The following is a 26,605-nucleotide window of genomic DNA, read 5'->3' on the forward strand; positions in this document are numbered from 1 at the left end:
ATGGAGATGAGCTACCTAGTGATGGTGAAAAACCCGACGGGTGGAGACCCTCTGGAAAGCGTATCAAGCGGGGCCTGTACCAAACGGCAAAGGGGTGGTTGGTCAACGCTGAGGCAAATGCTGCCGCCAACCTGCTTAAGAAAGTCAGCAGAACCTTGGGGCTTTGCGTGAAGGAACTGTCTAGAGGCGCTTTGACAACGCCGTTACGGGTTCTTTTGTGGACTGCGTAAGAATCCCCTGGGTGGGAGTGTCAACTCCCTCACCATCCAAGCTGATGCCCTCGACCAACACCGGCCAAGGCGCCGTGCTAGGCGATATCGCAAAACGCCCTGTCCTCAACCGGAGCCAGCCGCACGAGGGGGAGTATTAAGCGCAGGCAGCCCTGTTTAGGTGGAAGTGCTCCCTTCTGCCATCTCTTGTTCAGGTGTCCTAAGCCAGGGCCTCCAACGCAGCAGCCGCCGCAGCTCCACCAGCAGCACTCCGGCCACACCCGTCAGGATCCAGCCCAGCCAGTCCGCCGCCGTGCCCAGGTAGCGCACCTCCACCCGATGCTCCCCCGGCGGGATCCGCACTTGCAACAGCCCCACCCCGTTGGGTTCGGCAGCTCTGAACCGTCCATCGATTTGTAAGCGCCAGGCGGGGTAGTAAAACGTGCGTAAGGCTACCGATTGTTCTTGGGAGGTAGGGTTAACCGCGCGAAAGCGACGGTAGCCATAGCGCCACTCTTCCACCTGGAGCAGTGCGGCTGGATCCTCTACCTCGCCTTGCCACTGCAAGAGCGGATCCACCTGTGGGGGCGGCATGGGCAGCGTCGCCTGGCGGGGCCGGTATTCCAGCGCATCCACCAGCGCCAACCCATCGGGAAAGCGCCAGTGCAGGTGCAAAAAAGCAATGCCCGGCCGCTCTTGCGGCTCGTGGGGGAACTGCTTGGCCGCAGCTAGCTCTTGAAAGGTTTGGACAAGCTGCAGATCGAAGCCGGCTTTGGACATCAGTTGCAAGCCCTGCCAGGTTTGTACTCCCATGGCCAGGCCGATCCCCACCAGCAAAAGGAGCTGCAGGCGCTTGTGCCCCCATCCCCACCCAGCTAAGGATCCCAATAGCCAAGGCACGGTTACTGCCGTCACCGCCATCCAGCGCCAGGAAAACTGGATGCGCCGCAGCGGCAAAACCCACTCGTAGAGCCCAGCCAGCAGATCCGTCATCATCAGCAACGCCACCAGGCTGGCTCCCAGGCTGTAGAGCAGGGTGGCTTTGGCAAGAGGGAATTCGTCAGCTCCGCTTCCCTGCAAGAGCAACGTCCCCTCTGTTCGGCGGGCCAGCCACTCCAGAAAAACCAGGAGCCCCGCCCCCACCAGAACCGCTGCCATCCAGACCCAGTACCCCACCAGGTTGCTCTCAAACCAGTGCTCTGTCCAGCGCGGCTGAAGCTGCATGAGCCCGCTCAGCATCAGGCGATGGTGGGGCGTGTACTCTTCGGCAAAGTTGACAAAGTCCACCTGGACATGGCGCTGATCCCAAAAGGCCGGCAACAGATAAAAAGCAGCCCACCCCAGCCCCAGCCCAAATCCTAGGTAGCAGCGTCCCACCCTGGGCCAGAAGGGATCCCTTCCCCCCAACACCCAAGGCAGGGGCAGCCAAATCAAGGTAAACACCAGCAACGTGGGCAGATGAGAGAGCGTCAGCAACCCATAGCTCAGCGCCAAAACCGCAACCGGCCCAATGGACTGGGGCCGGCAGATCGTCTGCAGCGAGGCCCAGAAAATCCAGGGCAGGATTGCAATGGCCCACACTTCTCCAATTGCCCCCCGTTGGTAGATGTCTACCAACCAATAGGGGCCGGCCATGCTCAGCAGGGCCAAGCCCAGCGCCAAAGCCCAAGGAAGCACTTGCCGCAGCAGGACGTACAGCCCCAGCCCGAAGACTGCCATCGCCAGGCCCATGCTGGCCACCAAGGATCCAGGCATATCCAGCCCCAGCAGGCGAAACGGCAAAGGGGCCACCATGCATAGAGGTGGATAGAAGGCAAAGGTGGGGTTGCCGTAGCCGAAGTTGGAATACTCCAGCCAGCGGGGGTAAAACTGCCCGCCGAAAAACTGCCGCTGATACTGAAAGGCCCAACTGAGGTTGAAGTGGGTGGAATGAGTGATGGGGTAGCCCCGCTGCAGCATCGGCCAGAGCAGGGCCAGCACTCCAGTTAGCAGCGCAAGCCCGACCAGCAGCTTCGGTTGGCGTAACGCTTTCATCCTCACTTCTGGACTAGGCGTTGCCTACCTCCCTCTTTGCCAGGAATTAATAGCGAATCCAGGCATAGGCGGCATCGGAGAGCACCGGCACCTCGGCATAGTGGCCGCGAACGTTCTGCACCCAAGCGTAGACGGTGATGGCGATCACGCCCAGAAGTGCGGTGGTGGCCAAAATGCTGACAAGTGCTGCCAGGCCGAGGTTGCCAAAGAGCATAGCAAACACCTGCATCAACACTTGCACCAAGAACAGGGCAATGTTGAGCAACAGCGCCTGCATGGTGTTGAAGCGAACAAAGTGGGCGACACGGCTGTTGCGGACTAAAAATAGCAGGGCGAGAAATATCCCCACCCCCAACCAGCCTGTGGCCAGGGGCAGCAAGCGCAGCAGTGGACTAAAAATGGGGATCAAACCTGGCAGAGATTGAAACAAACCCGAGGGCACAAAGCCGAAGGGCAGGGCCGATACCAAAGGCAGAAGGTAGGGAAGGGATCCCCACAGCCGATTGATGGGAGTGATGTCGCCGCGCCAGGTCATGTCTCGAGCCCCTCAGTTCAGTGCAGTAGTGCTGGAGTCTGCTTGTTGGTGCGCTTTCAGAATTTCTTTAAACGGCACCTAAGCTTTGCGCTTATTGTAGTCGATGAAGTTGGCCGGCTCAACGCGCCTAGCCCCAAGCTGGCCTCCGCTTTCGAGTGAGGGGGAAACTGTTCAAGATGAGCATCTTGCAGGATTGGGGTTGATATAATCGACGGCAACTCCCACCCACAGTGATTTTTGGCCTCCGCCATGAAGATTTCGCCATCTCTCGCTGCCCGCCTCTTGGGAGCTGTTCTCTGGCAAGCTTGGTCTGTGCTTGTCGGCTTTTTCAACGACCGCCTGTTGCCGGAGCGCTGCCACGTTCGGCCCGAAGCTCTGCCGGAGTGGATGGCTCAGGTGTGGGCCGGCTATCTGCGCTATCGCAAAGCCTCTCGTCCGGGAGCGATTCAGTTTCGCGGCTTAACGGTGGATCCCGGCCAAGAGGGATCCTCAGCTCACCTTGTTGGGGCTGGCCCGCTCCGCTACCGTGGCTGCCCTCTGGAGACAGTTGCCCGGGATGCCGTCCAACCCTTTGGCAAAACCCCTTTTGTGCCCCCCTACCAGCGGCTGCTCAATACGCTGCGCTTGAAGTTGAGCCTGGCCGATGTCGATAGCTATTCGGTCACGCCGGCCCTACAGCGGGTTTACCGCGGCCAAGAGTTGTAAACTACCCGGCTCCGACTGCCCCCCGTATACGGGGGGCAGGGGGATGTAGGGTGGCCGGTTTACAGCAGCCCCCAATAATGCAATGACATAGGCGCTACGCTTCGCTGACGCTAATGCTGCGTTGTAGTCTGCATCCCCTTCCCAACTGCAAGCCGGGTTGACACAACGGAAGCGTTTCCCTTCCCGTTGCCCGATCCACAGGCACTGGTGGCAAATCTGCGAGGTATAGGCAGGCGGCACCACCACAACCGTGACCCCGGCCCGCAGCGCCTTGTAGTGCACAAACTGCCTCAGCTGGTAGAACGCCCAACTATTCGACCGCCGACGCTCCGTTTTGCTCCGTGGCGGTTGGTTGACACGCTCTCCGATTCCAGTTAGGTCTTCCAAGGCAATCGTGCTATTGGTCGCCTTTGCCCTGGAAACAATAGCCTTGCAGATGCAGGGATTGACACAGGTTTGCAAGCGTCTCTCCTGACCAGACAGCTGTTGCAAGAGTTGGCGGCATCTACGCCGACTAGACCTTGTGACCTGACTGGCTTTGCATGGGAGCACCGCTCGCAACCAGGATCAACGGCTGTCCATTCCAGGGATCTCCCTCTGAGGTATGGGCAATATCTCTCCTCCCCAAGTCCACCCCAATCGCCTTAGCCGCGGTTTGCAGCTCCGGCGGTTGCGTTTCCACACAAATCGTAGTAAGAACCCTCTTTGCGTTTGACAAGGTGGCCGATTGGGGATTGGTGCCGGCCAGCATCCCTCGTTGATAGTTGCCGATGGACAGCTCCAACCGTTCCCGCCCCTCAACGGTGGTGAGCGATACTGTCCAGTCTTTCGCTCGGAAGGAGAAGATGCGGGCAGCGTAGGTCACGAAGCCCGCCTTGAAGGCTTTGACCGGACGGTTTTTTCTGGCTGGCAGTCTTGCGGGCAGATACCACCCGTCTGCATACCTGTTGTGCCAGGTTGCTGGATAGGCCAAAGCGGGCACGGATGTCGCGGTAACCCAGAGATTGGAGCTTAAGGGCGTTGAGGATCTTCTCCGGCGTGTTTTGGTTGACCCAGTTCAAGGCCTGCACAAAGGCGTCCAGCGTCGCATCTAACTTGGCGGCTTGCGACTCCGATAGGACTCCGTCCCGCTAGCGCGAACAGTTCGCAGGAAATAGTCAAGACTTGGGTCATGCTGTCACTATACATCAACAGACCGCATTCCTCCCGACGCTTGGCTGCGCCAGAGCGCGGGGCTCCTGCGGTTTCTAGCTGACACCGGGCGGAGCAGTAGGGGAGGAGGGGGGATCCCTGGCTAAGGATGGGGGCCGAGAGAAAGCTGAGAAAGGTTGCAAGAAAACTTAATGCCCCTTCCCCGCTGGGGGGCAAGACCTCCTACAGTGGATAAGGAAGGTCATTGGGTTTGTCATGTCCAAAAGCGGCGTGCTCCTGCTGAACTTGGGGGGGCCAGAGACCCAGGCTGATGTGCAGCCCTTTCTCTACAACCTCTTTGCCGATCCCGAGCTGATCCGCCTGCCCTTTCCCTTTTTGCAGAGGGCTTTTGCCTGGGCCATCTCCACGCTGCGGGCGCCCAAATCCCGGCGCAACTACGCGGCCATCGGGGGGGGATCCCCTTTGCGGCGCATCACCGCCGCCCAGGCACAAGCGTTGCAGGCTCAACTGGTGGCGGCGGGCTACGACGTGCCGGTGTATGTGGCCATGCGCTATTGGCACCCGCTGATCGAGTCGGTGGTGCAGCAGATCAAGTCGGATGGGATCACCCGCCTGGTGGTGCTGCCGCTCTACCCGCAGTACTCCATCAGCACCACCGGCTCCAGCTTCAAACTCCTGGATCGCCTCTGGGCCGAAGACCCGGAGCTGGCCCGCATCGAGCGCCGCCAGATCTGCTCTTGGTACGACCAGCCCCAGTATGTCCAGGCCATGGCTAGGGCCATCCGGGAGCAGTTGGATGCCTTCGAGGATCCGGCAGGGGTGCATGTGCTCTTTAGCGCCCACGGCATTCCCGAAAGCTATGTCACCCAGGCCGGGGATCCCTACCAGCAGGAGATGGAGGCCTGCGTCCAGCTCATCTGGCGGGAAGTTGGGCGCCCCAATCGCCACACCCTCTCCTATCAGAGCCGGGTGGGCTCGGTGCGCTGGCTGCAGCCCTATACCGAGACGGTGATCCCAGAGCTGGGAGCGTGCGGGGTCAGGCAACTGCTGGTGGTGCCGATTAGCTTTGTGTCGGAGCACATCGAAACCCTGCAGGAGATCGACATCGAGTATCGGGAGCTGGCCCACCAGGCTGGGATCCGCGAGTTTCGCCGCGTGCCCGCGTTGAATGCCGACCCGCTGTTTATTGCCGGGCTGGTGGCGTTGGTGCGGCCCCATCTGCTCACTTCAGCACCTGCTTTTGTACCGGCGGCGGTGGGCGGCTCGCTGCTGGAGCGATAGCTAAAAGGGATCCAGGCCGCGAGCGGGCCTGGGCAAGCGAGGGTCAAATCCCCAAAAGCAATCGCTTGTTTTTGCGCAGCGGTCAGGTGAGGGTACGGCCTGTCTGGTTGCTTGCGCTCTGGGGATCCTAGCCTTTTAGATCATCGAAGTCTCCCCCCTGTGCACATCGATGAGCGAAGCCCTGCTGAGCAAGTGGCTGCTGACCTATTTCCGCCAACGGCTGCCCTTTCCCAAAGAGTGGCTGCCCCAGGGGAGCTACTGGGTGGGGGGATCCCTGCGGGATGCCTATCTGGCTTGGCTGCGGGGCCAGGCTGGAGACTCCAAGGGGCCGGTGGATCTGGATTTAATGTGTCCGGCGGATCCCGTGGGGTGGGCGGCGGGGGTGGCGCGGCGGCTGAAGGCCGGCTTTGTGGTGCTGGATGCGGAGCGACAGATTGCCCGCATCGTGCTGGGCCAAGGAGGGGCTTCCACCCCCACAGCGGCGACGGTGGACGCGGCCCTGCAGGTGGGCCCCACCCCGGAGGCAGATCTGCGGCAGCGGGACTTCACCTGCAATGCCCTGGCCCTGGAGCTGCGGGAGGGGCAACTGTTGGATCCCACAGGGGGGCGGGCGGACATTCAGCAGGGGTGTCTGCGCATGGTTCACCCCGACAACCTCAGTGCCGATCCGGTGCGGCTGTTGCGGGCCTATCGCCAGGCAGCTCAACTGGGGTTTGCGCTGGATCCGGCCACGGCAGAGGCGATTCGTCAGCGGGCCCCCCTTTTGGCCAGGGTGGCGGCAGAGCGGGTGCGGGCCGAGGTGGTGACCTTGTTGGAGACGGGGATCCCCGGCTTGGCCCACCTGCAGGCAGCGGTGGCGGCAGGTCTGCTAGCGGCTTGGCTGCCCCGCCTAGCGCCCCAGAGCCCCGGCTTTGCCCAGGCCCAAGCGGTGTGGCAATGGGCCGAGATCTGGCAGCTTCAGTATCCCCGCACTCTGGCGGAGCTGGCCCAGCCTTTGGCGGATCGGCGCGGCGGCCTGTTGGCAACGGTGTTGGCAGCCCTGCTGTGGGATCCGGCGGGCACCCCTGCCGAGACGGTGGAAGCCGAGCTGGAACGGCTGCGCTTTAGCCGCGCCGAGATGCGGGCCATCCAGAAGCTGCACCAGCTTCTACCCCTGTTGCAAACGCTTCTGACCCATTCCCCCACTCCCGGACAACAGTGGCGGCTCTATCACCAGGCGGGATCCCTCTTCGGCGGCCTGGCCCTGCTGGCAGCAGCCACCGGCAGCAGCCCCCGAGAGATAGAATCCTGGCTCCGGCGCTACGAAGATCCCCAGGATCCCCTGGCCCATTTGGTGCCCCTGCTGGATGGGAACGACCTGCTGCACAGCTTGGGTGCTAAACCCGGACCCTGGGTGGGCCAGTTGCTGCAGGCTCTACAGGAGGCGCAGGCCGCGGGGCAGATCCAAACCCGCGCCGAAGCCCTCTCTTTTGCCCGCCGCTGGCGTGAGAGGAGTTCCCAACCCTAGCCAAAGCGATAGCCGAAGCCGCGCACCGTCACCAAATACTCTGGGTTGCTGGGATCCAGCTCCAACTTTTCCCGCAGCCAGCGGATGTGGACGTCCACCGTTTTGCTGTCGCCCATGAAGTCGGATCCCCAGATGCGCTCCAAGAGCTGTTCCCGCGTCCAGACGCGGCGAGGGTTGGACATAAACAGCTCCAGCAGGCGGAACTCCTTAGGCGAGAAACTCACCTCCACTCCCCGCACCAAGACGCGACACTCTTGGGTAAACATGCAAATATCCCCGTAGCGGAGCACCGTGGCCTCGCTGGCGTGGGACTGCTGCCGACGGCGCAACACGGAGCGACAGCGGGCGATCAGCTCCCGCATGCCGAAGGGCTTGGTCAGGTAGTCGTCGGCTCCCAGCTCCAGGCCCACCACCCGGTCGGTCTCGCTGCTTTTGGCCGTCAGCATCAGGATGGGGATGGTGTTGCCCTCCCGGCGCAACAGCCGGCACAGATCCAAGCCGTTCAAGCCGGGCAGCATCAAATCCAAGATCATCAAATCCAGCCGTTCGGCCGTGTGAACCAGCTCCAGCGCTTGTCGACCATCGGCGGCCTGCAAAACTTGGTATCCCTGTTCTTCGAGAGCAACGGCAACGGTTTCTCGGATTGCATCCTCATCGTCCACCACCAGCAGAGTCTCCAGAAGGGGAGGAGCTTCCTTGACTTGAACTTCGGGAAGTTGACTGGTCATGGAAAGGGTTGCTTGCATGGCAGACTCCGTCTCGCTTGCGCGAACGGCCTCACAGGGGAAAAGCAGCAAAGTTCATCACCCTCAACAGCAGCCCCCCGCTAGGATATCAAACTTCTCAGGCTGGCCAATAGTGGGAAAAGAGGAGCCAAATGCTGGCCAAAAAGTAGAGACGGCGAGGGGGACGACAAGGGTTCCAGGGCGGGCCAGTTTAGGATGATTTAAGATCGGTGCGGAGCTCCATTCCTCTCGGCAACTGGCCCTCTTTCGACCTGGCTATGTCTGCCTCTCCTTCTGCACTCTGGGCCACTGGCGGAGCGATTTTACGGCTGTTGCGCTGGCATAAGCCGGCAGGGCGGCTGATCCTGATGATCCCGGCTTTGTGGGGGGCTTTTCTGGCCGGACGGGGAACGCCGCCTTGGCCGCTGGTGGGGATCCTGATTTTGGGCAGCTTGGCCACCAGCGGGGCGGGCTGTGTGATCAACGACCTCTGGGATCGGGATTTGGATCCCTTGGTGGAGCGCACCCGCAACCGCCCCTTGGCCAGCCGCGAACTGACCGTTGCCGTCGGCATCGTGATGGCGCTGCTGACCTTGGCCTGTGCGGCGGGGCTGGCGCTTTTTCTCAACCCGGTCAGCTTTGCCCTCTGCGTGGCGGCAGTGCCGGTGATCCTGCTCTATCCGGGGGCTAAGCGGGTGTTTCCCGTGCCCCAACTGGTGCTAGCCCTGGCCTGGGGATTTGCCGTGCTCATCAGTTGGACAGCGGTGAGCGGCCAAGATCCCCACACACCCCTGGGGGAGGAGGGGCTGGGCTGGCTGTGGCTGGCCACGGTGTTGTGGACGTTGGGGTTCGATACGGTCTATGCTCTATCGGATCGAGAGGACGACGAACGGGCCGGGATCCACTCCAGCGCCCGCTTTTTTGGGAGACAAACCCCAACGGCGGTGGGGCTGTTTTTCTTGGGCGCCGCCCTTGCCCTCTTGGGGGTGGGGATCAGCCTGCAGTTGCACGCGGTCTATTTCCTTAGCCTGGCAGTTGCCGCCGCTCTCTGGGGCCGGCAAACCTGGCAGCTTCACCAGGTCAATCCCCCTCCCACTCTCTACATGGCCATCTTCGGCCAAAACGTCCTCCAGGGCTTCATTCTCTTGGCAGGGATGATCGCCGGATCCCTGCTGGCCTGAGGAACCCTGGCTGGAGCTAGTTGGGATAGATGCGCAGGCGGCGGTTGGGCTCTTCGCCGAAGCTCTGGGCCCGCAGGTGATAGTGCTCCACTAGCTGGTGCTGCAGCTTGCGGATCAGAGGGGAGCGGGGCAGCAATTCCACCGGCTGGGACTTGGGAATGACGATCTGCTCTACCGCCAGCCGGGCCTCCTCCAAGGCTTCCGTTTCGTCGCCCGAGCTGGCCCGAATGAACAGCTCTAGGTCGGAATCGGAGCCGTCCTCGCTTTCGATGTTGAGGATGTGACGCAGGGCGCGGGCAAGGGCGATCAGGGTATTGGCCTTGACGGTGTGAATCGGGATTTGGCGGGCGTGGGCCAGTTGCTGGATCTTGGAGCGGCTGCGCACCTGGGATCGCAAAGCCAAAACAATATCTGCCTCATCCAGATCTTTGGTGACATCCGCCGACAGCTTCAAAGTCTGGATCACCTGCTCCAGATGGAAGCGGCTAACCCCGTAGGGATAGATCCTCAGCGGCCCATCCAGATCCCGTTGCCGTTCTGCCAGGGCAGCCGCAGCAGGTTCCTCCCAGTCGGCATCCTCTTCCGCCTCAGCCCTGGACTCTGCCTTGGGGCTGGCCATAACTTGAGGCTCAGCACGGGATCCCGCTGCTGCTGGCGGGACAGATTCCTCCCCCTTGGCCGAAGGCGAGCCAGATTCGCCGGGCTGGCGCAGACGAGTTTCACTTGGTTCTAGGGGCAGAGCTTCCATCCGCCCAGAACGGCGCCATCCCCCCCGCTCCCGTGTTGGGGACAGGGTGCTGCCGGCAGGGGGGGGCCACTGGGGCCCAGACAGGGTGGGGCGCTCGATCACCACTTGGCCGCGTTCGTCCAGGCTGCGCAGTTGCACCAGCGGCTCGCGGTTGCGCAGGAGGCGATCCACAGTGGCCGCCACATCTTCGTGGATGACCCAGCGATCCCGCTCCAGCATCTCCACCGCAATCTCAAACGTGGGGGGGGCCTTCCGCTCCAAGACGCTCTTCTGGCAGCCCCGCCGCCGCGCCTCTTCGTCTCCGAGCGTGACCGACTGGATCCCGCCAATTAGGTCGGAGAGGGTGGGGTTTTTGATCAGGTTGTCGATGCGGTTGCCGTGGGCAGTGGCCACCAGTTGCACCCCCCGTTCGGCGATGGTGCGGGAGGCCAGAGCCTCCAACTCGGTGCCGATCTCGTCGATCACCACCACTTCCGGCATGTGATTTTCCACCGCCTCGATCATCACCTTGTGCTGCAGCTCCGGGCTGGCCACCTGCATGCGCCTGGCCCGGCCAATCCCTGGGTGGGGCACGTCGCCATCGCCGGCAATTTCGTTGGAGGTATCGATGATGATGACCCGTTTGTGCAGCTCGTCCGCCAGCACGCGGGCAATTTCCCGTAGGGCGGTGGTTTTGCCCACCCCTGGGCGGCCCAGCAACAGCATCGAGCGGCCCTGCTCCACCAAATCGCGGATCATGCTGATGACGCCGATAACGCAACGCCCTACCCGACAGGTGAGGCCGATGATCGTGCCCTGGCGGTTGCGAATGGCGCTGATCCGGTGCAGAGTTGAGGCAATGCCGGCGCGGTTGTCGCCGCTAAACTCTCCCACTTGGCTGATGACCAGATCCAGGTCGGCGCGGGTGACCACCTCCTCCGAGAGGTAATCGGCAAAGCCGGGGAAGCGGGCTTCCGGGCGGCGGCCCAAATCCAGCACCACCTCTACCAGCCGATCCAACTGGGGATGCTGCTCCAGGCGCTGGCGGATGGAGGCGGGCAGAACGTCCAGCAGCTTGCCCAAATCGTCGTTGTAGAGGACTTGCCCGGGAAAAGAGGTGCGTTCGCTGGAGCGGTGCGGAGCACCTTCCCGATCCGCCGACGGGTTGAAGGGCTGTACTAAGAAACTCATGGTCGGGCAACGTTGTTAAACACTGGAAAAACAGGTTTGTCTGGGGGCCACCGCTCGTTGCTTCACTTGCTGCACCAACTGCTTGGCCACTGGGATCCCACCTGCCAATCCAGGCCCCCCCTCCAAGTAGGTGGCCACCAACTGTCGCGCATAGCTGCCGAAGGCCACCCCCGCCACCGGCCAACGGGGATCCAGCAGCGACACCGTTTGCCCATTGGTTCCTCCTGCCAACTGCACATAGCCGGGCAACCCCATGCTCAACACCTTTCGGGCCAACTTCAGAGTGGCCTTGCCGGCGCCAGCTCCAAGATCCCCGCTCATAGGCCGACCGTCCACCTGCCAGATCAACACCTCCGGCAAGGGATCCATCAAGGCCAGCAAATCCCGCAAATAGACCTCGAGGCCGGGACCATCGTTAAAGCTGATCGAGACGGCCCGCAGCCACCGCAGCCAGGGCTTTAGGGATCCCCACAATTGCGCGAATTGGCTCTGTCGACCGATACGGGTGTGGATTTCCACCGCCTCAACCCCCAGCTCTAGCAAGGACGGCAGGATCTCCGCCGCCGCAACCTGATAGCCTTGGGTGGCGATGCGTTGGTGGGGACACACCGGCTCACAGCGGCCACAGCCGTAACAGAGCTCTGCCCGGATGTGAACCTGGGTGGAAGTGCCTGCCCGGATCAGGGCGTGGGGCGGACAAACGGCTAGGCAGGGCTGCGGACAGTCGGCAGGACAGACGGGATCCGTCAGCACCGCCTTGCGAAAATGCACATCTTCGCCGTCGTTGACGCTGACCATCAACCAGGGGGACCCCACCTGGGGATCTTCTGCCTGGGCCCGCCGGATCCCTTCTTGGGCAGCTTGCACAATGGCTGGGTCAGCGGCGACGTCAATGCAATCGGCACCGGCAAGCGTGTAGAGGAAAGCTAACTCTCGAATCGACGGCAAGTGGTGGAAACTTGCGCCGCAGATCAGCTTAAACCAAGTACCCTGTTGCAGCGAGACGTTCGGCAAGGTCACAGGCACGGAAGGCCACCGGCAAGATGAGAGTCTGGGCTGCAGGCCGCCTACTTGAGATGGTAGCAAAGAATTTTCGAGGAATCTGAACAGATCCTCAGGCACTCTGCAGAGGTTGCCACCGAATTGACCGCTCTCGACCCAGCTCCACCACAAATTTCACGCCCTTATCTTCTTGGCTCAGCTTCACCAGGTAGGAGAGCTCTTGCCGGCTGAGCACATGCCCCTCGTAAAACCAAAACACCAATCCCTTGGCCTTTGGGGGCAAGGTGGCGCGGTACTGCTCGATCAACGAGGGGTAGAAATAGGTGCGCCGCTGCGATTTGCCCAGCGTGGCAGGCCGCACCCCATGGCTGGACGTCAGATAACTGGCCAGATCCCCAATCCCCTTGCTGGAAAGGGTGACTACCTCGTAGCCAGCTCCGCGCAGCCGCCGCAGGTAGTGCCCTTCCGATCCCCCTTCTGGGGTAACAAAGATGGCCAGAGCCCCACACTGCTCGAGCTGCTGCACAAACTTGGCGCCTGAGCCGACCAGCAACATGGCAATAACTCCGTCGTTTTCAGGGTTAGCAAAAGAATCCCCAGGCCAGCCCGCCTAGGCCGAACGGATCCCTTGCCTGTGCTCATTGTAGCGGGAGTATGTCCCCAGCCAGGGATAGAAGCTACAGATAGAACTCATAGAGAAGCTCGCCGACTCTTTGCCGCGCGGAAACTGCCGGCTTTGGCTGAGGGGTAGCCGACCAATGGTGAAGATACCCGTACCTTCGCCTTTGTGGGGAAGAAGACGTGAAGAAGAGTTAAGATACATACAAGCATCTGCTTGCAAGTCTCAGAAACAGCCGGACAGGGCAACTGGAGAGTCCGGCGGCGATGGCTTCACCCATGTCAGGACGGACAAACCGCTTATGCGACGAGGCAAGCTTTTGACCTTGACAGTGGCCGGGTTCGTTACGGCACCCCTCAGCTTGACAGGAGAGCAACAGGCGATGGCTCAAGAAATCTATCCCGTTACCAAAACCGACGCTGAGTGGCGACAACTGCTCACCGAAGAGCAGTACTATGTGCTGCGCCAAGAGGGAACCGAGCCCCCCTTCCGCAACGCCTACTACGACAACAAAGCTCCAGGGATCTATGTCTGCGCTGGCTGTGGGCAGGAGCTCTTTTCCTCGGCAGCCAAATACGACAGTGGCACTGGTTGGCCCAGTTTTTGGGAGCCGATTGCTCCTCATGTGATCGGCACCAAGACGGATTGGAAGTTGCTTGTGCCTCGCACCGAGGTTCACTGCTCCAACTGTGGTGGTCACTTAGGGCACGTGTTTCGGGACGGTCCCCCACCAACGGGTCTGCGCTACTGCATCAACTCTGCTGCTCTGAAGTTCATCCCCGCCACCACCTGAGCCTCTCCTCAGGCAACGCTAGAATTGAGCCACCTGCCTGGGTGAACCTATGTCGGACTACACCTTTTTGGATGCTGCCTCGATTTTGCTGCGGGAGGGTCTGGAGGCGCTTTTGGTGCTGGTGGCTTTGCTGGCCCTTCTGCGCAAAAGTGGGCAGTCGGCCCCGCAGCGCTGGGTGTGGCTGGGGGGATCCATGGGTCTGCTGGCAGCGGTGATGCTCGCCTTGCTGGTGAAGTTGTTTTTCCAGCAGTTGCTGACCCACACCCGCCAAGAGGTACTGGAGGGGATGACTGGGCTGGTGGCAGCAGGTTTGCTGTTTTCGGTCAGCCTCTGGCTGCACCGGCGGGCCGCCCTTGCTTCCTGGCAGACCTTTGTGCAAGAACAAGCCCAGGCAGCGCTCGCCACAGGCCAGGTTTTTTCCCTAGCTTTCCTGGCCTTTGCAGCGGTGTTTCGCGAGGGGGCAGAAACGGTGTTGTTTTACGTGGGATTGGCCCCTTCCCTGGCGGCAAAAGATCTCTGGCTGGGGATCGGTCTGGGATCCCTGCTGCTGGTGGGGATGGCGGTCTTGCTGCTGCAGGTGGGGCTGAAGCTGCCCTTGGGGGCTTTTTTCCGGGGTTTAAGCCTGCTGATTTTTTACTTGGGCTTTAAGTTCCTGGGCAGCGGCCTCCATGCTTTGCAAGTGGCGGGCTGGCTTCCGATCACCCCCTTATCCGGGATCCCGAAGCTGCGCTGGTTGGGGATCTATCCCACTTGGCAGACGCTGATCCCACAAATGGTGCTGCTGGGAACAGCCTTTGTCTTGTGGATGAGGCAATGGCGGCGGGCTGACTCTGCTCAAAAGCTTTCTCCGTGAGAAACTTTCTTTGCGAGCAGGGTGCCTCCCACAACCCTCAAGTTCGAGGGGCTGGGGTTTCGAGGGTTGTTGCTCGAAGTAGCCGGCGATCCTCCCTCTTCCTGGGGTGAGCAAAGTGTCCCGGCTGGACTCAATTCTCGGTGCCCAGCTACGCATTCCGGCCCAGAAAGACGAAGCCCGCCAGCAGGGAGCTGGCAGGCCGCTGGATCTTGTCGGGGATCCCACTTGCGATCGCTGTCGATAAACCGAGACCGATCTGCAGGGTTACCAGAAATCAGGTGTCGTAAACGCGGCACTCGACGGCGTCGGGGTTTTCAGCACAGTGCTGCTCAAGGCTGCTGGGAGCTTTGGGCTGGTGGCTGCGGGCTGCCAGCACTTCCTCAACAGCATCCCAAGCTGCACGGCAGTGGGGATCCCCTTCGCCGTACTCAGAGCAGACTTTGCGCGCGTTCTCCAGCTCTTTGGCAATGACTTCAGACAGTCCCATATTCTCAAGCTCCTTTCAACGAGATGGGGCCAGGGGCCCACGGGTATAATCTGCTGACGCAGATCCGCAGGGATCTAGCGCACTCGCGGATCAACAGGCAGAAACCTGCCGCTCCGCAGGGTAGATAAGTCCAGGATGATGCCTTGCTGCCAACCTATCGATCGCTGTGGATACATTACCATTCTAAGCAGCGACCGCCGGGGGTTGCAGCCACCCTTTTGCGATCTCTTCGGGATCAGCGGGGCTAAGACCTGAAGGCGCCAAACAGTTGTCCAAGCTGTTGCCGCACCTGCTCTGGGGATCCCTGATGGCGCACCTGTCCTTCGGAGAGGAAAATTGCTCCATCCGCCCATTCCAGCTCTGCCAGCCGATGGGTTACCCAGAGAGCGGTGATCCCCTCTTGATCCACCAGGCGGCGGATGCACCGCAGCAACTCCGCCTGGCTCTCGGGATCCAGCAGGGCTGTTGGCTCGTCCAAAAGCAGAACCTCGCTGCGCCGGGCCAGCGCCCCGGCGACTGCCACCCGTTGCTTCTGTCCACCGCTGAGGCCGTGGATGGGCCGGCGGATCAAGTGCCGCAAGCCCACCTGCTCCAAGGCCATTTCCACCCGCTCGGCAATCTCTTCCAACGTGAGGGGTTCTGCCCCCAAACCAAAGGCGACGTCTGCCCCTACCGTCGGCATGAACAGTTGGTGATCCGGGTTTTGAAACACGTGGCCCAGCCGCCCGCGCACCTCCAGGTGGCCCGCTAGGGGCTGAGGATGGGTGAGGGATCCGGACAACAGTTGCAATAGGGTAGACTTGCCGCTGCCGTTAGGCCCCAGCAGCATCCACAACTGGCCTTTGGGAATGACAAAGCTGCACTCCCGCAGAACCGGGGGACGCTCCGGCCAGGCAAAGGTCAGGCCCTCCACCCGAATGGCCGGCGGGGACTCCCTCTTGCCGCCGCGCAAGGACTCTGTCCCCCTCTCCGACATGAGAATCCCTCGCGAAGACCCGAAGAGCTGCTCTCAACCCTGCAACTGCGCCAAAAAGCCGGGACGAGTTCCTGGGGCACCAGGGCCACCCGACTTGGTGGTCATTTGCACGCCACACAGCTCGCCGGTGAGCAGGAACACCTTTTTGCCGGTGCGGTCACAGGTCAGCTCCAAGCTTTGGGGGGATCCGCTCTGGAGAGCGTTGACCACGCTTTGGTAGGCGCGGTTGGCCGCTTCCTCCTCTTTTTGGTGGACGACGATGGGGGCGGGATTCCCTTTCAAAAGCAATTCTAGGATATACATGGCTGACCGTTCGCGTAGTGGGCTGTGGACACCTGATCCCAGTATCGCAGGTCGGCGGAAGACCTGGAGGCCGGCAAACCCAGATCCCAGCGCTAGGGGCAGGGGCGGGCGGAGGTGGGATCCCCTGGATTGAGACCGGCAAACCAGCTCGACAGGGCCGCCGGCAGGCAGAGGCCAGGGTTGCCCTCGATGTGGAGCCGTTCTAGCCGCGGCAGTTCTGCCAAAAAGCCGGGCAGCTCGCCCGTGAGCCGGTTACGGGCCAAGCGCAGATCCCGCAATTGCTTGAGTTGGGCCAGCTCCGGAGGCAGGGATCCGCTGAGGCGGTTGTCTGACAAGTAGAGGTTTTCCAGGTTGTGCAGTTGCCCCAGTTGGGGCGGAATGGGCCCAGAGAGCTGGTTGCGATCCAAAAACAGCCCCTTGAGGGAGCGCATCTGGCCCAGTTGGGCGGGAATGGCGCCGCTGAGCTGGTTGTTTTGCAAGCTGAGGTTTTCTAGGCGGCTGAGCCGGCCTAGCTCTGGGGGGATGGGGCCGGAGAGCTGGTTGTGATCCAAAAACAGGCCCCGCAGGTTGCGCAGTTGCCCTAGCTCCGGCGGAACGGGGCCGGAGAACTGGTTGTAGTCGAGAAAAAGCTGTTCCAACTCCCTCAACTGCCCCAGCTCGGCGGGGATGGGGCCAGAAAGCTGGTTGTAACTGAGAGACAAAGCCCGCAGGTGGTGGAATTGGCCAATCTCCGGCGGCAGGGATCCGCTCAGCCCGCGGCGATCCAACACCAACTGGACAAGGCACTGATCCCCATCAAACAGAGCCACTTCCTCCACCACCACCTCAGGCCGGCCCATCGCAGCCAAGACTTGCCGTAGGAGGAGAGGATCCCGCTCCCGACAAGAGGCGAAAGACCAGGCCATCGTCCCCCAGCTCAGCCAAGCCCCAATGGCCAGCAAGAGCAAAATCCGAGCTTGTCTTTTGACTGATCCCATTGCCCCTTCCCGGCCAACGTCTTAAGGGAGCATAACTCCCCTCCAGATCCTTGCCAACTACTTACTAGCTGGGGGAAGGGGCAACAGTTCTTCCAGAGCAGGGCGCCAGGCAGGAGCTAGGATTGGCTGCCTTGAGAGCGCTGGATCACCTCAGCTTCGCTTAGAGGGGTGGGGGCGTGAAAAGACAGGCACCAGGGAGTTTGGATTTTGCAGGGCGGGTGAAGCTGCTGCGAGGAGAGATAAAACTGTCCCACCTTTAAGACAGCCACATCTTCTCCGCTTCCTCCCCGCTGGGCAATTTGCTCGCGCACTACCTCGATGGCTGCCGGAGACGTGACTCGGCCAAAAAACTGGGTGGAGCAGTTGGCGATGATGTTGTGGTCGATGCTCTTGGGTGCTTGGGTAGCAAAAATGAGACCCAAGCCGTATTTGCGCGCTTGGGCGGCCAGGCGCAGGAGGCTCTGCTTGCAGGGGGTAGTCCCCTGGGAGGGCACAAAGTCTTTGGCCTCGTCGATGGCCAACAGCCCGCGCACTGGCGCTTCCGGCGGGGCGGGGTTTTTCTTGATCCAGGTAAACAGCGCCATGGCCAGTTGATTGAGAAATTGCTGCTGTTCGCCCAGGGTGGGAAGGCCCACCAAGTTGACAACCGACACCCGGGTTTTGCCGTAGTCTGAGCCCAGCCCCAACAAGATGGCCGGATCCAACGCCATCCCCTGTTGATGGAGCAACTTGTTGTTAACCATGGCAGCCTTGAGGAGATTAGCCATCTGCAGCGCCAGTTGCGGCGCCTTGCTGATACCGGCTCCTGCTTCCGGAGGCAGGTCCGCAAGGAACTCGGCAAAGTCAGCTAGAGATCCCGGCTGGTGGGTGGCAAAGTATTTCAAAGCTGCCTTAAGAACCCCCCGCTTCAGCTCGTCGCTGACGGTCTTGCCGGGGGCCACGATCTCCTGGAGGGCGCCCCAGGCCATGTCGACGGCTTGCTCCAGCTCTTCGGGATCACCGGCCAGCGCAGCAAAGTCCGGCAGGGGGGCGAGGGTGAGGGGGTTGCCCGCCGCCAGCCCAGGGGTCCAAACCACCACCTCGGTTTGGGCAAAGTAGCGCTCTGCCTTGGCTCGATCCTCCTCTGTCCAGCCTTCGGGAGCGGCAGGCCAGGGATCCCCCAGCCGGGCCAAGTCGTTGGCTGCATCGATGACGATGGAAGGGATCCCCTGCAAGGCTGCCTCTTCCACCATTCGCCTCAAGAGCACCGTTTTCCCCGAGCCGCTGCCAGCCAAAATCACAGTGTGCCGCACCAGCTCTGGGACGGGCAGAAAGACCGGATCCCCTTCTCGATTGGCCACCCAACGCCGCCCGACCAACAAACCCGTTAGGTGCAGATCCTGCTTGGCTTGAGGGGCCTTGCCGTTCTCTACCCTAGAAAGTGAGAAATCCCCTTTTTTGGCAGGCTCAACTTTTGGAGTTTCCTGCGCAGGGATCCCTTCCCTCAGCCAGGCGAGGAGCTTGGCCAGACCCGAATCCGGCTCGGCGGCTGCCAGTTGGGCAAGGGGCTGCCGCTCGGCCAGCCAGTCCGTAAAACCGGGTCTGGATTGGAGCTGCTCCAGGGCCCGCAGAACCCTGATTTCCCTTTCACTGGGCCGCCAGTGGATCCCACCCTCCTCAAGGAACTTTTGCCACAGTTTCTGAGTACGTTCGCCTCCTGGTAGGGAGGTAGTGCGCACCACTACCAACTTGCGAAATCGCAGGGCCGCGTCGATCCCGGCTGCCGTCCTAGCAGCTACTAAGCGAGTTTGGAAAGATCTAGGATTAGTTGATTGAATAGCTGTAAAACAAAGGTGCCTTTCCCGCTCGTTTGCCTCGTAGAAGATTAGCCGCAAGCGAGAATGCAGAGGCGAGAAACCTCTGGATCCAGGGAAGTCAGTTTCCACTTGGATGCCAATACTAGCCGGCAACTTTTCCTGCCGGACGAGAAAGTTGCACAGAGAAGCTAGGGGCTCTTTCCATATCTCGCTCTCGTTTTCCTGTAAATACGGGGAAATATCAACCTTTTGCTTGACCTCCTCAAAGATTCGATCTAGTTCCTTCAGTGGAGGGGGACTTGGAGTGATAGGAGCAGAACTTGGGACACCTAACTCGGTAACTCTCCCTTCCCGTAGGCATTGCTCCCTGTGCTCATGACATTTCTGGAGGAGCTGCCGAGGGAAGAGCTGCCGAGGACAGATACCCTGCTGGAAGAACTCCGGCTTAAACGGGTAGGAAGGATAGGGAGGGATAAAGCCCACCTTGTGGTAGGCAGCCTGCAGGCGAGGAACAACAACTGCCTCAGCGACACTGTCCGAAAGAAGAGGCCTCAAAGTTAAAGGCCGCTCAAAGCGTCCTGTAAAGGTTTTAACAGCTGTTTTCGTTAGAATTTCCCAAGACTGGTCTAGGCACGAGATGATGACAAGGGATCGGGAGAGGCAGTCCCGTAGCCCAATGAGGCCACCTGCGATGTTATGAATGATGTTTTGGGAAGCTTCTCTTTCTGTCTCTGGCGAGAGCTCCTGCAAGGATGACGAAGGACTAGGACTTGTATGAGATTGCACAACAATGGGATCCAACTGATCCAAAGCAACTACAGTGGGTCCCCTTAGGCTCATCAGCCAAGAAAGCCCTGCAACAACTTGACTAGGATTTAAGCTGGCGTTGGTAAAACCGAATTGTCGGGCAACCTCTGATTCCACACCTAGGCCCTGTATCCAGCTAGTACCTATTGACGCCAGTGAAAAATCATTCGAATTAGCTAGAATGGCAGCTCGTACACAATCTTGGTACTTGATGGTGTGCTTGCGATCTTGAGTGAATAGCCATTGCAGAGTTTGTCTAATGACGTCGAGCAAAGATTCGTGGGAAAAACTGGCGATCTCCTTCGCCTGCTTGGGAGTAGAGAGAGCTCTCAGAAAGACCAGATCGAGAATTTTTTGGAGCTGGCTAGTGCCATCAGGCTCTTCCTGAAGCAGAGAGGTGAGGTAGCCCTGGATTACGGTTTCCCAAAAGTCCTTCACATCGGTCATGTCCACTAGGACAAATCCCACCCCTTTTTCAAAGCAGTGCTGTCTTAAGACCCTGAGAAGGTGGGTTTTGCCAGAGCCACCCTTGCCAAGCACAGGGATTCCAAAGGGTGTCTCCATCTGGGGAGATTGGATTAACTTCTCCAGCCGGCTGAATAGCTGCTCCCTGACATCCCGGTTAAGCTCAGGAACGTCAAAATCCGGAGGTTGCCAGATTTTTCTAAGATGAACTGTCCAATCAAAATCAACCTCCTTGAGGGCTTCTAGAGCTTTTTGTTGGTTGATTGAGAAAGAGGTACTTTCCTTGGAAGTCATGGCTAGTTCCTAACACGAAGAACGTGCTTTTTGTAGCCGTACAGGTCAATAGCGGCGGCTTCGATTTCAGGAGTAATAGACAGAGGATCGTCCAGGTCCATCAGCACTATCTTGGCTTGGCGGTGCAAAGTCAGGAGCGCCTGATCCAATAGCCAGGAGGGAACATCGGGAAATCTTTTGCGCAAGTCGGATAAGTAGACTAGGTAGTAGCGTCCTCCCATCTCCTCGCAGGTGCGAAAGACCTTCTCGAGGAAGTTAGGATCAACCTCCCCTTCGCTAACTTCCCAGGGCTGCGTTTGCCCAGTAGGAACAGGGGCTGCTCCACCGAGAGAGGGTCTGTTCGCGATCCTCGGCCGTAGGCCTAGAATCCGCGCCAAGGGAACGTTCTCCCGCTGTGCGTAATCCACTAGGGTTGCCAACGCCTTTTGCAAAACAACTGCTGCCTCTGGCGACTTGGAGCGGGCGATGGCTGTTGGAGGTGTGGTAGAAGCCCAGTCCCAGGCCTTGTCAGTCAGCACAAGCCGGGTTATCCTCCTTCCCTTTTCGACTACAGTCTTGCATTCAATGAGGCCCTTTTCCTCCAACAGCTTGAGCTCTTTGGCCCTATGCTTTGGCTTCACTTGCGACTTGGTCGGTTCTTCCCCTGTTAGCAGGAGCTTCCAGAGCAAGATTTCGCTTTTGGGCAACAAATCGCTCATTTCCCCAACCTCCAGCCCTGCCTCAAAGCCGGCTCTGTTGCAATTGAACCACCTTGCGGATCATCTCCACCGCCCGCTCGCAGTCGGACATCACCAGCTCATTGGGAATCCGCAACACCAAGTAGCCGGAGATGAGCAACTCGTAGTCCCGCAGGCGATCCTGGTAGTAGTGGTTTGGCTCGCGGTGCTCTGGCCCATCCACTTCCACCACCACCTTACCCTCCCGCCAAAGCAGATCCGCTCGGAAAGTGCGTCCGTTAACACTCTGTACAGTTTGGTTGAATTCCAGCAAATTCTTTAACTGCACATCTGCTGCCACCCGGTCGGCCAGCTTTCTCTCAGCGGGACTGAAGGGGTGAGGGGATCCCTTGTAACCCACCACCACCTGCACCGAGCTGTCGAACTCCTTTAGCCTCTCAGGAAGCGGCAGTCGAATGGCACCGTAGCTCACGGAGGCCAATTCGGGGTGATCAGTCAAAGCGCTCGGCACCACCAGCACCAGCCGTGCCTGACTGTGGTCAGCCAACCAGATAGCTGCCTTGGCCAAGCCGAGTAAGTAGCTGGGCGCCGGCTCCGTCTCATTGGTTGCCAAAGCCAAGGTCAGCTCGCGAGGGGCAATGGCCTTGGCCAGTTGCTGCACCTGGATCGCCCGCTGGATCCCTGGCAGCAGAGGCAGGCGTTGCTGTTGGCACAGGTGCATGGCCGCCTTGAGCCAGGCGTTGGCAATGGTGGGATCCTGTTTTGCTGGTAGCTCTTGGGCGCGGAGACGATTGTGAGCTTGAACCTCTGCCGTTGTGCCCGGCTCAAACTTTTCCCCATACCAATAAGGCCAGAGGGATAGGGCTACCCTCGCCAGCACTTGCAGACACTCATCGAGGATGGCATCCTGGGCAGGAATTCGGTGCCAAAGCTTGGAGACAAAGACCGTCTCTCGAGTTTCAGCCTCCTCCGCCAGGCTCGCTAGCGCCTCCTCCACGCACGGCGCCAGTAATAGCTTGACCTCCCCCTCTTTGCCTAGGTCTTGCCACGCAAGAACGGCCACCTCGCCTCTCCCACCTGCCTCCTGGAATCCTAGCTTAGGCTGGGGCAGGGGAGAGAGGGCATTGAAAGCTGGGTCGGCAGGGATTCGAACCCTGGGCCAATCGGTTAAAAGCCGAGTGCTCTACCGCTGAGCTACCGACCCGAGTTTACACTTTCGTTATGATAGCAGGACTTTTGTCACATTCGCAAAGACTCTAGCCGGATCCCCGAGAGTTTTGCTAGTCTAGATGTAAGCTAACCCCGGGGCTGTAACGGTTTCGACGGGGTGGCGAACAAGGGTTCATGATGCAGGTCGGGATTGAGCTTATCCCGTTACCACCAGGCTCAACACAGTACGTGCGAACAACGTCGTACCTTTTGCTCGTAAAGCGGCTGCTCTGGCTGCCTAAGGCTCAGTAAGAGAAGTCTGAGCTCGAGGATCCTCCCACGACCCCGTTAAGTGGGCGGATCACAACCCCAACGGGTGCAGCTCTCTTCTCCGGCTCCGTCGAGGGAGAGCCTAAGCTTAGGCGGAGATCTCCCATCGCCGGGATCTAAACGGCGATCCCCGCCTCGAGGGTCAGAGAGGCTAAGCCTGTGAAGGAGTGAGCCCCCAGTACCCATCTCGGACACGGGTTCGACTCCCGTCAGCTCCACTTCTTTGCCAGTTGGCTGCCACTGGTTACCTAGCGGTGAGCGCGCGGGTGGCTGCACTTGGCCGATGACCATGTTTCCCAGTTAGGAGAGCACCCTACAATAAAGCAGGGTGTTGGAAGAGAAGTGGCCATGCGGCTCATCGATGAACGGGGGCGTCTGCTGGGGAAGGTCAGCCTTCTGGATCTGGGGGCGCTGGCCATTGTAGTAGCGGCGATTGCGGCTGTCCTGTTTTTCCCCGGGCGGCAGGCGGGCAGCGTCGTCCAGGTGGGGGGTGGCCCCACGCTGCCGGTGGAAGTGGATATGATTGTGCGGGGAGTCAGCAGCCGATCCCTGGAACCTTTTCAAGCAGGTCAGAAGGCCGACTTGATCATCCGCAACCAACCCTACGGCCAGGTGGAGGTGGTGCGGGTGGAAAACGTCAGCCGCACTGTGCCGGTGGTTTTTCCCGATGGACGGGTTGAGAACTTGCCTGACCCAGAGCCCTACCGCTTTGATCTGGTGTTTACCTTGCGGGGACGGGGCCAGCGGACAGAAAATGGCGTTGTCCTAGGCAACAACCGCGTCAAAGTCGGCGTTCCCCTGGAGCTCGAGACCTTTAGCTACAACTTGCGTGGAACCGTGATGGATGTGCGGCTGCTGCAATCGTAGAGGATCTCAAGCCCAATGCAGCTACAGGAGATCGCCCAAAAATTGGGATGCCCCTACGAGGGAGATCCCAACCTAGAAATTCACGGCGTGGCTAGCCTCGCAGAGGCGCGCCCAGGAGAGCTGAGTTTTCTCAGTGAAGCCCGCTACCTACCCTTGCTGGAGCAGACCCAAGCCAGCGCCGTCATTGTGGAGGAATCGCTGGTTCTACCCCGCCCCATTGCTTGCCTGCGAGGGAAGGATCCCCGTCTGCTCTTTGCCCAGGCCATCGAGCTGTTTTACCAGCCCTATCGCTTGCCTGTTGGGATCCATCCCACCGCCGTGATCGATCCCAGCGTGGAGTTGGGGGAGGGGGTAGCCATTGGGCCCCATGTGGTGGTGATGGAAGGGGTGAAAATTGGCGACTACACCCAAATCCACCCCAACGTAACCATCTACCCCCACGTGCGGGTTGGATCCCGGTGTCAGCTTTTCGCCAACTGCGTTATTCACGAGCGCACCGAAATTGGCGACGACTGCCTCATCCACAGCGGCGCGGTCATTGGCGACGACGGCTTTGGCCACATTCCTCTTCCCGACGGCTCCTGGCGGCGCATGCTGCAGGCGGGCCGAGTGGTGCTGGAAGACAACGTGGAGGTAGGCAGCAACACCACCATCGACCGGGCCGCCGTTGGCGAGACCCGTATTGGCCGCGGCACCAAGATCGACAACCTGGTGCAAATTGGCCACGGCGTGCGCACCGGATCCCACTGCCTGATCGTGGCTCAGGTGGGCATTGCCGGCAGCACCCAGTTGGGCCACCACGTCATTTTGGCCGGGCAATGTGGCTTGGCCGGGCACCTGCACATCGGCGATGGCGTACGCGTGGCTGCCCAGACAGGAGTAACCAGCGACGTCCTCGCCGGTCAAACGGTGGCCGGCTACCCCCATCAACCCATTGCCGAGTGGCGCAAGAGCATGGCTGTCCAGCGGCACTTGCCTGAGCTGCAACGCACCTTGCGCAAGCTGGAAGCTCGTGTGGCCAAGCTGGAACAGAACAGCACGGATAGAGCCCCCAACGCAAAAATGCTCGAAGTGGGCGTGGATCCTGAAACTACATGCTCTAGCTAGAACCTCCTTTGTCAACTTCCCCAGTGGCCTTAGCTACTGACTGGGAGAACTTTTTACCGACGAGGTTCTTGTGAAACGTCATGAAGGATATACCTTCTACTCAAGTAGCAAAGAATACCTAGATGTGTGTGAACTATGTTTCCCTTGTACAAAACATGGGTAGGGCATAGGATCTGGTCTATTAATCGTCTATCTTCTTCAGAGTGAAACTCTAGGTATATTATCTTAATGTCGACTAGAATTTCGAACAAATCCTTTAATATTTGGGTCTCACAACCCTCAGTATCTATCTTGAGAATATCGATGTTGTAAGCGCCAACACTCTTTAGAAATGAGCCTAGGAATGAGCTTGCCTTTACAAGCTGTACAACTCTTGGAAAGTCAGCATATTGGTTCTTGTGTATCGAACTATAACAGGCCGTTACAAGACTACTGTAGAAAGTCTTGGTGATATCATCACTGTACAGCCCAAAAGGGTATACAGTGCAGCCGCCTATAACTAGGCTGTTTAGCTTCAGCAAGTGAAGAGCTACAGGGTCAGGCTCGAAGCAAAGAATAGTAGCATTTGGATAAAGCATTCGAAAGTAGGCGCTTGCGATGCCTATGTTTGCTCCTACATCAACAATTATTGATACGCCATCGACGAAGTTTAAAAAAGGATATGACTGCTTACTAAAGATTTCGTCAGTCGTGAATAGCGCTACGTTTTCTTCCTCCTTATAAAAATTGAGACGTAGTGTCCAAGAAGATCCATCCGCTCTAGTCGCGCCCAAGGAAAATCTTTCAACGCTCGCTAACTTTGTTGCGTTCGAGAACACCAATTGATTTTGTTCATCAAGGACAAAAACAAATTTTGAGTAGGGCAGGAGTCGAGAAGTAAGATGGCTGTTGGATCTGGCAATCAGAACATCCCAAGTCGCAGTACCTAAGTGGCTGGACTCTTCCTCCCAGACATGTACTCTGGAAACGACCCTCTCGTCCTTGGGAAGCTCAGACACTGGGAACCCGGCCTCAACATAGACTTCTAGTCTCGGCAGATCCAGGAGATCTGCCACAACTGCTACTGGGCAGTCTTTGCTAACCAGTACCTTAAGTTGCTCCTCTACACGGTGTAACTCCTGAACAGGTTCGTAGATAGCAAGGCGTGTATTGACAAGATCTCTGTAGGCAGTGCTAATGAAAAATCTGGGATCGGACTTAGCTGCGTAAAAGTTGGGTAGCTCTCCCTTGAAAACCCAATTCATCAGATCGGCTATCCGATGCTTGGGATGCCAGTCCACAAGAAACTTTTCATAAGCTCTTTTAGCTATCTCTAGAGCCAGCCCTGGATTTTCTAGGTAAAACTTGATTTTCTCAACTAGCTCCAGCTCAGAACTATAGACGTCGCAGTATAAGCCGGGGCTCAGATACTCATCAAAGCCGGATGCAAAGGAGAGCTTGTCTGTCAGCAAAAAGCCACCCGCAGAAATCACTTCCAGGTTCCTAAGGTTCAGATCCCCATTCAGGCTGCAGTTAAACGAAATCAGCGATTCGGCAAATAGGCGGGCTGCCTCTTGACGGTTGGCAGTTTTGGCAAGAATGGGCAAGTGTGCCCTCTTTATGGCTTCGACCAGACGGGAACGTCTGGGATGCTCGGATCCCTGATGGCCAATAAAGACAACTTGGCTTTCTCTTGCTTCTACCCACTTGTGGACAACCGTATGCATGGAGATGAGAGGTAGCCAGGCCAGGTTTTCCGCGCCCGCCGCGGCAAACCAGTGCAGGTGCTGGCGGTTGTGAGCAGTAACAACATAATCAAAGGCTTCAACGGCCCAGTAGGCCAAAAGATGTTCGATGGGGAAGTGCCAATGATGCGT

At 59.4% G+C, this 26,605-nt stretch carries 22 protein-coding genes, 1 tRNA gene, 1 other RNA gene and 1 pseudogene; 9 read left to right on the forward strand and 16 right to left on the reverse strand.

Translation table 11 applies throughout. From position 1 onward, the window contains the following. Positions 1-386: 386 nt before the first annotated feature. A complete protein-coding gene (locus SYN63AY4M2_RS02540; protein WP_099887177.1) occupies positions 387-2,243 on the reverse strand; it encodes a hypothetical protein in 1,857 nt (618 codons plus the stop codon). A gap of 46 nt (positions 2,244-2,289) precedes the next feature. After that, positions 2,290-2,778, reverse strand: a complete 489-nt coding sequence (locus tag SYN63AY4M2_RS02545; RefSeq protein WP_011429915.1) for a Tic20 family protein — start codon at positions 2,776-2,778, stop codon at positions 2,290-2,292. 249 nt (positions 2,779-3,027) lie between these two features. On the opposite strand from SYN63AY4M2_RS02545, the gene SYN63AY4M2_RS02550 reads away from it, so the two are divergent. Beyond that, complete coding sequence (locus SYN63AY4M2_RS02550; RefSeq protein WP_240530479.1) at positions 3,028-3,483, forward strand: hypothetical protein; 456 nt, start codon at positions 3,028-3,030, stop codon at positions 3,481-3,483. On the opposite strand, the pseudogene SYN63AY4M2_RS02555 reads toward SYN63AY4M2_RS02550, so the two are convergent. Continuing rightward, positions 3,451-4,656, reverse strand: a pseudogene (locus tag SYN63AY4M2_RS02555) (transposase). The gene SYN63AY4M2_RS02550 and the pseudogene SYN63AY4M2_RS02555 overlap by 33 nt on opposite strands. A 234-nt stretch (positions 4,657-4,890) precedes the next feature. On the opposite strand from SYN63AY4M2_RS02555, the gene hemH reads away from it, so the two are divergent. Continuing rightward, the gene (hemH, locus tag SYN63AY4M2_RS02560; RefSeq protein ID WP_011429913.1) at positions 4,891-5,916 is read left to right on the forward strand and encodes a ferrochelatase; all 1,026 of its coding nucleotides are present in this window, start codon (positions 4,891-4,893) and stop codon (positions 5,914-5,916) included. Positions 5,917-6,085: 169 nt separating this feature from the next. Then, positions 6,086-7,423, forward strand: coding sequence for a CCA tRNA nucleotidyltransferase (locus SYN63AY4M2_RS02565; RefSeq protein ID WP_099884081.1), 1,338 nt, complete (start codon positions 6,086-6,088; stop codon positions 7,421-7,423). Here the strand turns inward: SYN63AY4M2_RS02565 and SYN63AY4M2_RS02570 are convergent. Further along, positions 7,420-8,151: a response regulator transcription factor gene (locus SYN63AY4M2_RS02570; RefSeq protein WP_049749731.1), complete on the reverse strand. Its 732-nt coding sequence runs from the start codon at positions 8,149-8,151 to the stop codon at positions 7,420-7,422. The two genes, SYN63AY4M2_RS02565 and SYN63AY4M2_RS02570, sit on opposite strands and share 4 nt — an antisense overlap. Positions 8,152-8,426: 275 nt before the next feature. Here SYN63AY4M2_RS02570 and SYN63AY4M2_RS02575 point away from each other — a divergent pair, with 275 nt between their 5' ends. Further along, a complete protein-coding gene (locus SYN63AY4M2_RS02575; protein WP_099884531.1) occupies positions 8,427-9,329 on the forward strand; it encodes a 4-hydroxybenzoate solanesyltransferase in 903 nt (300 codons plus the stop codon). 16 nt (positions 9,330-9,345) lie between these two features. On the opposite strand, the gene SYN63AY4M2_RS02580 is transcribed toward SYN63AY4M2_RS02575, so the two are convergent. The 3 genes from SYN63AY4M2_RS02580 to ndhN all read right to left on the reverse strand — a co-directional run bounded on the left by SYN63AY4M2_RS02580 (position 9,346) and on the right by ndhN (position 12,805). Then, complete coding sequence (locus tag SYN63AY4M2_RS02580) at positions 9,346-11,247, reverse strand: R3H domain-containing nucleic acid-binding protein (protein ID WP_011429909.1); 1,902 nt, start codon at positions 11,245-11,247, stop codon at positions 9,346-9,348. A 15-nt stretch (positions 11,248-11,262) separates the two neighbouring features. After that, on the reverse strand, positions 11,263-12,267 hold the full coding sequence (locus SYN63AY4M2_RS02585; RefSeq protein ID WP_228375454.1) for an LdpA C-terminal domain-containing domain: 1,005 nt from the start codon (positions 12,265-12,267) through the stop codon (positions 11,263-11,265). Between the two features lie 94 nt (positions 12,268-12,361). Beyond that, entirely contained in the window at positions 12,362-12,805 is a 444-nt protein-coding gene (gene ndhN, locus SYN63AY4M2_RS02590) for an NAD(P)H-quinone oxidoreductase subunit N (RefSeq protein ID WP_011429907.1), read from the reverse strand. Positions 12,806-13,169: 364 nt separating this feature from the next. On the opposite strand from ndhN, the gene msrB reads away from it, so the two are divergent. Continuing rightward, positions 13,170-13,661, forward strand: coding sequence for a peptide-methionine (R)-S-oxide reductase MsrB (gene msrB, locus SYN63AY4M2_RS02595; protein WP_099884083.1), 492 nt, complete (start codon positions 13,170-13,172; stop codon positions 13,659-13,661). Positions 13,662-13,710: 49 nt separating this feature from the next. Next, on the forward strand, positions 13,711-14,514 hold the full coding sequence (locus tag SYN63AY4M2_RS02600; RefSeq protein ID WP_099816131.1) for an FTR1 family protein: 804 nt from the start codon (positions 13,711-13,713) through the stop codon (positions 14,512-14,514). 274 nt (positions 14,515-14,788) lie between these two features. On the opposite strand, the gene SYN63AY4M2_RS02605 is transcribed toward SYN63AY4M2_RS02600, so the two are convergent. The 8 genes from SYN63AY4M2_RS02605 to SYN63AY4M2_RS02640 all read right to left on the reverse strand — a co-directional run bounded on the left by SYN63AY4M2_RS02605 (position 14,789) and on the right by SYN63AY4M2_RS02640 (position 22,500). Next, positions 14,789-15,001, reverse strand: coding sequence for a CP12 domain-containing protein (locus SYN63AY4M2_RS02605; protein ID WP_011429904.1), 213 nt, complete (start codon positions 14,999-15,001; stop codon positions 14,789-14,791). Between the two features lie 244 nt (positions 15,002-15,245). Further along, positions 15,246-15,977 (reverse strand): energy-coupling factor ABC transporter ATP-binding protein, encoded by a 732-nt coding sequence (locus SYN63AY4M2_RS02610; RefSeq protein ID WP_099812251.1) that lies wholly within the window; start codon positions 15,975-15,977, stop codon positions 15,246-15,248. A 33-nt stretch (positions 15,978-16,010) separates the two neighbouring features. Beyond that, positions 16,011-16,280 (reverse strand): hypothetical protein, encoded by a 270-nt coding sequence (locus tag SYN63AY4M2_RS02615; protein WP_011429902.1) that lies wholly within the window; start codon positions 16,278-16,280, stop codon positions 16,011-16,013. A 92-nt stretch (positions 16,281-16,372) separates the two neighbouring features. Then, positions 16,373-17,257, reverse strand: a complete 885-nt coding sequence (locus SYN63AY4M2_RS02620) for a leucine-rich repeat domain-containing protein (protein WP_099887178.1) — start codon at positions 17,255-17,257, stop codon at positions 16,373-16,375. Between the two features lie 116 nt (positions 17,258-17,373). Continuing rightward, positions 17,374-18,975: an ATP-binding protein gene (locus tag SYN63AY4M2_RS13900; RefSeq protein WP_206337001.1), complete on the reverse strand. Its 1,602-nt coding sequence runs from the start codon at positions 18,973-18,975 to the stop codon at positions 17,374-17,376. Positions 18,976-20,621: 1,646 nt separating this feature from the next. Next, on the reverse strand, positions 20,622-21,317 hold the full coding sequence (locus SYN63AY4M2_RS02630; protein ID WP_099887180.1) for a MarR family transcriptional regulator: 696 nt from the start codon (positions 21,315-21,317) through the stop codon (positions 20,622-20,624). 22 nt (positions 21,318-21,339) lie between these two features. Continuing rightward, entirely contained in the window at positions 21,340-22,359 is a 1,020-nt protein-coding gene (locus SYN63AY4M2_RS02635) for a DUF559 domain-containing protein (protein ID WP_143597407.1), read from the reverse strand. 69 nt (positions 22,360-22,428) lie between these two features. Continuing rightward, positions 22,429-22,500, reverse strand: a tRNA-Lys gene (locus tag SYN63AY4M2_RS02640). A gap of 100 nt (positions 22,501-22,600) precedes the next feature. Between SYN63AY4M2_RS02640 and ssrA the strand changes: the two genes are divergently transcribed. From ssrA to lpxD, 3 genes are all read left to right on the forward strand, one after another. Next, positions 22,601-22,996: a transfer-messenger RNA gene (gene ssrA, locus SYN63AY4M2_RS02645) on the forward strand. Between the two features lie 127 nt (positions 22,997-23,123). Further along, entirely contained in the window at positions 23,124-23,642 is a 519-nt protein-coding gene (locus SYN63AY4M2_RS02650) for a DUF4330 domain-containing protein (RefSeq protein ID WP_099887182.1), read from the forward strand. Between the two features lie 15 nt (positions 23,643-23,657). Next, positions 23,658-24,749 (forward strand): UDP-3-O-(3-hydroxymyristoyl)glucosamine N-acyltransferase, encoded by a 1,092-nt coding sequence (lpxD, locus tag SYN63AY4M2_RS02655; RefSeq protein WP_099887183.1) that lies wholly within the window; start codon positions 23,658-23,660, stop codon positions 24,747-24,749. 53 nt (positions 24,750-24,802) lie between these two features. Here the strand turns inward: lpxD and SYN63AY4M2_RS02660 are convergent. Next, positions 24,803-26,605 (reverse strand): FkbM family methyltransferase (locus SYN63AY4M2_RS02660; protein ID WP_099887184.1); only part of this gene is annotated, 1,803 nt, incomplete at its 5' end.

Source organism: Synechococcus sp. 63AY4M2, from assembly GCF_002760475.1.
Lineage (GTDB): Bacteria > Cyanobacteriota > Cyanobacteriia > Thermostichales > Thermostichaceae > Thermostichus.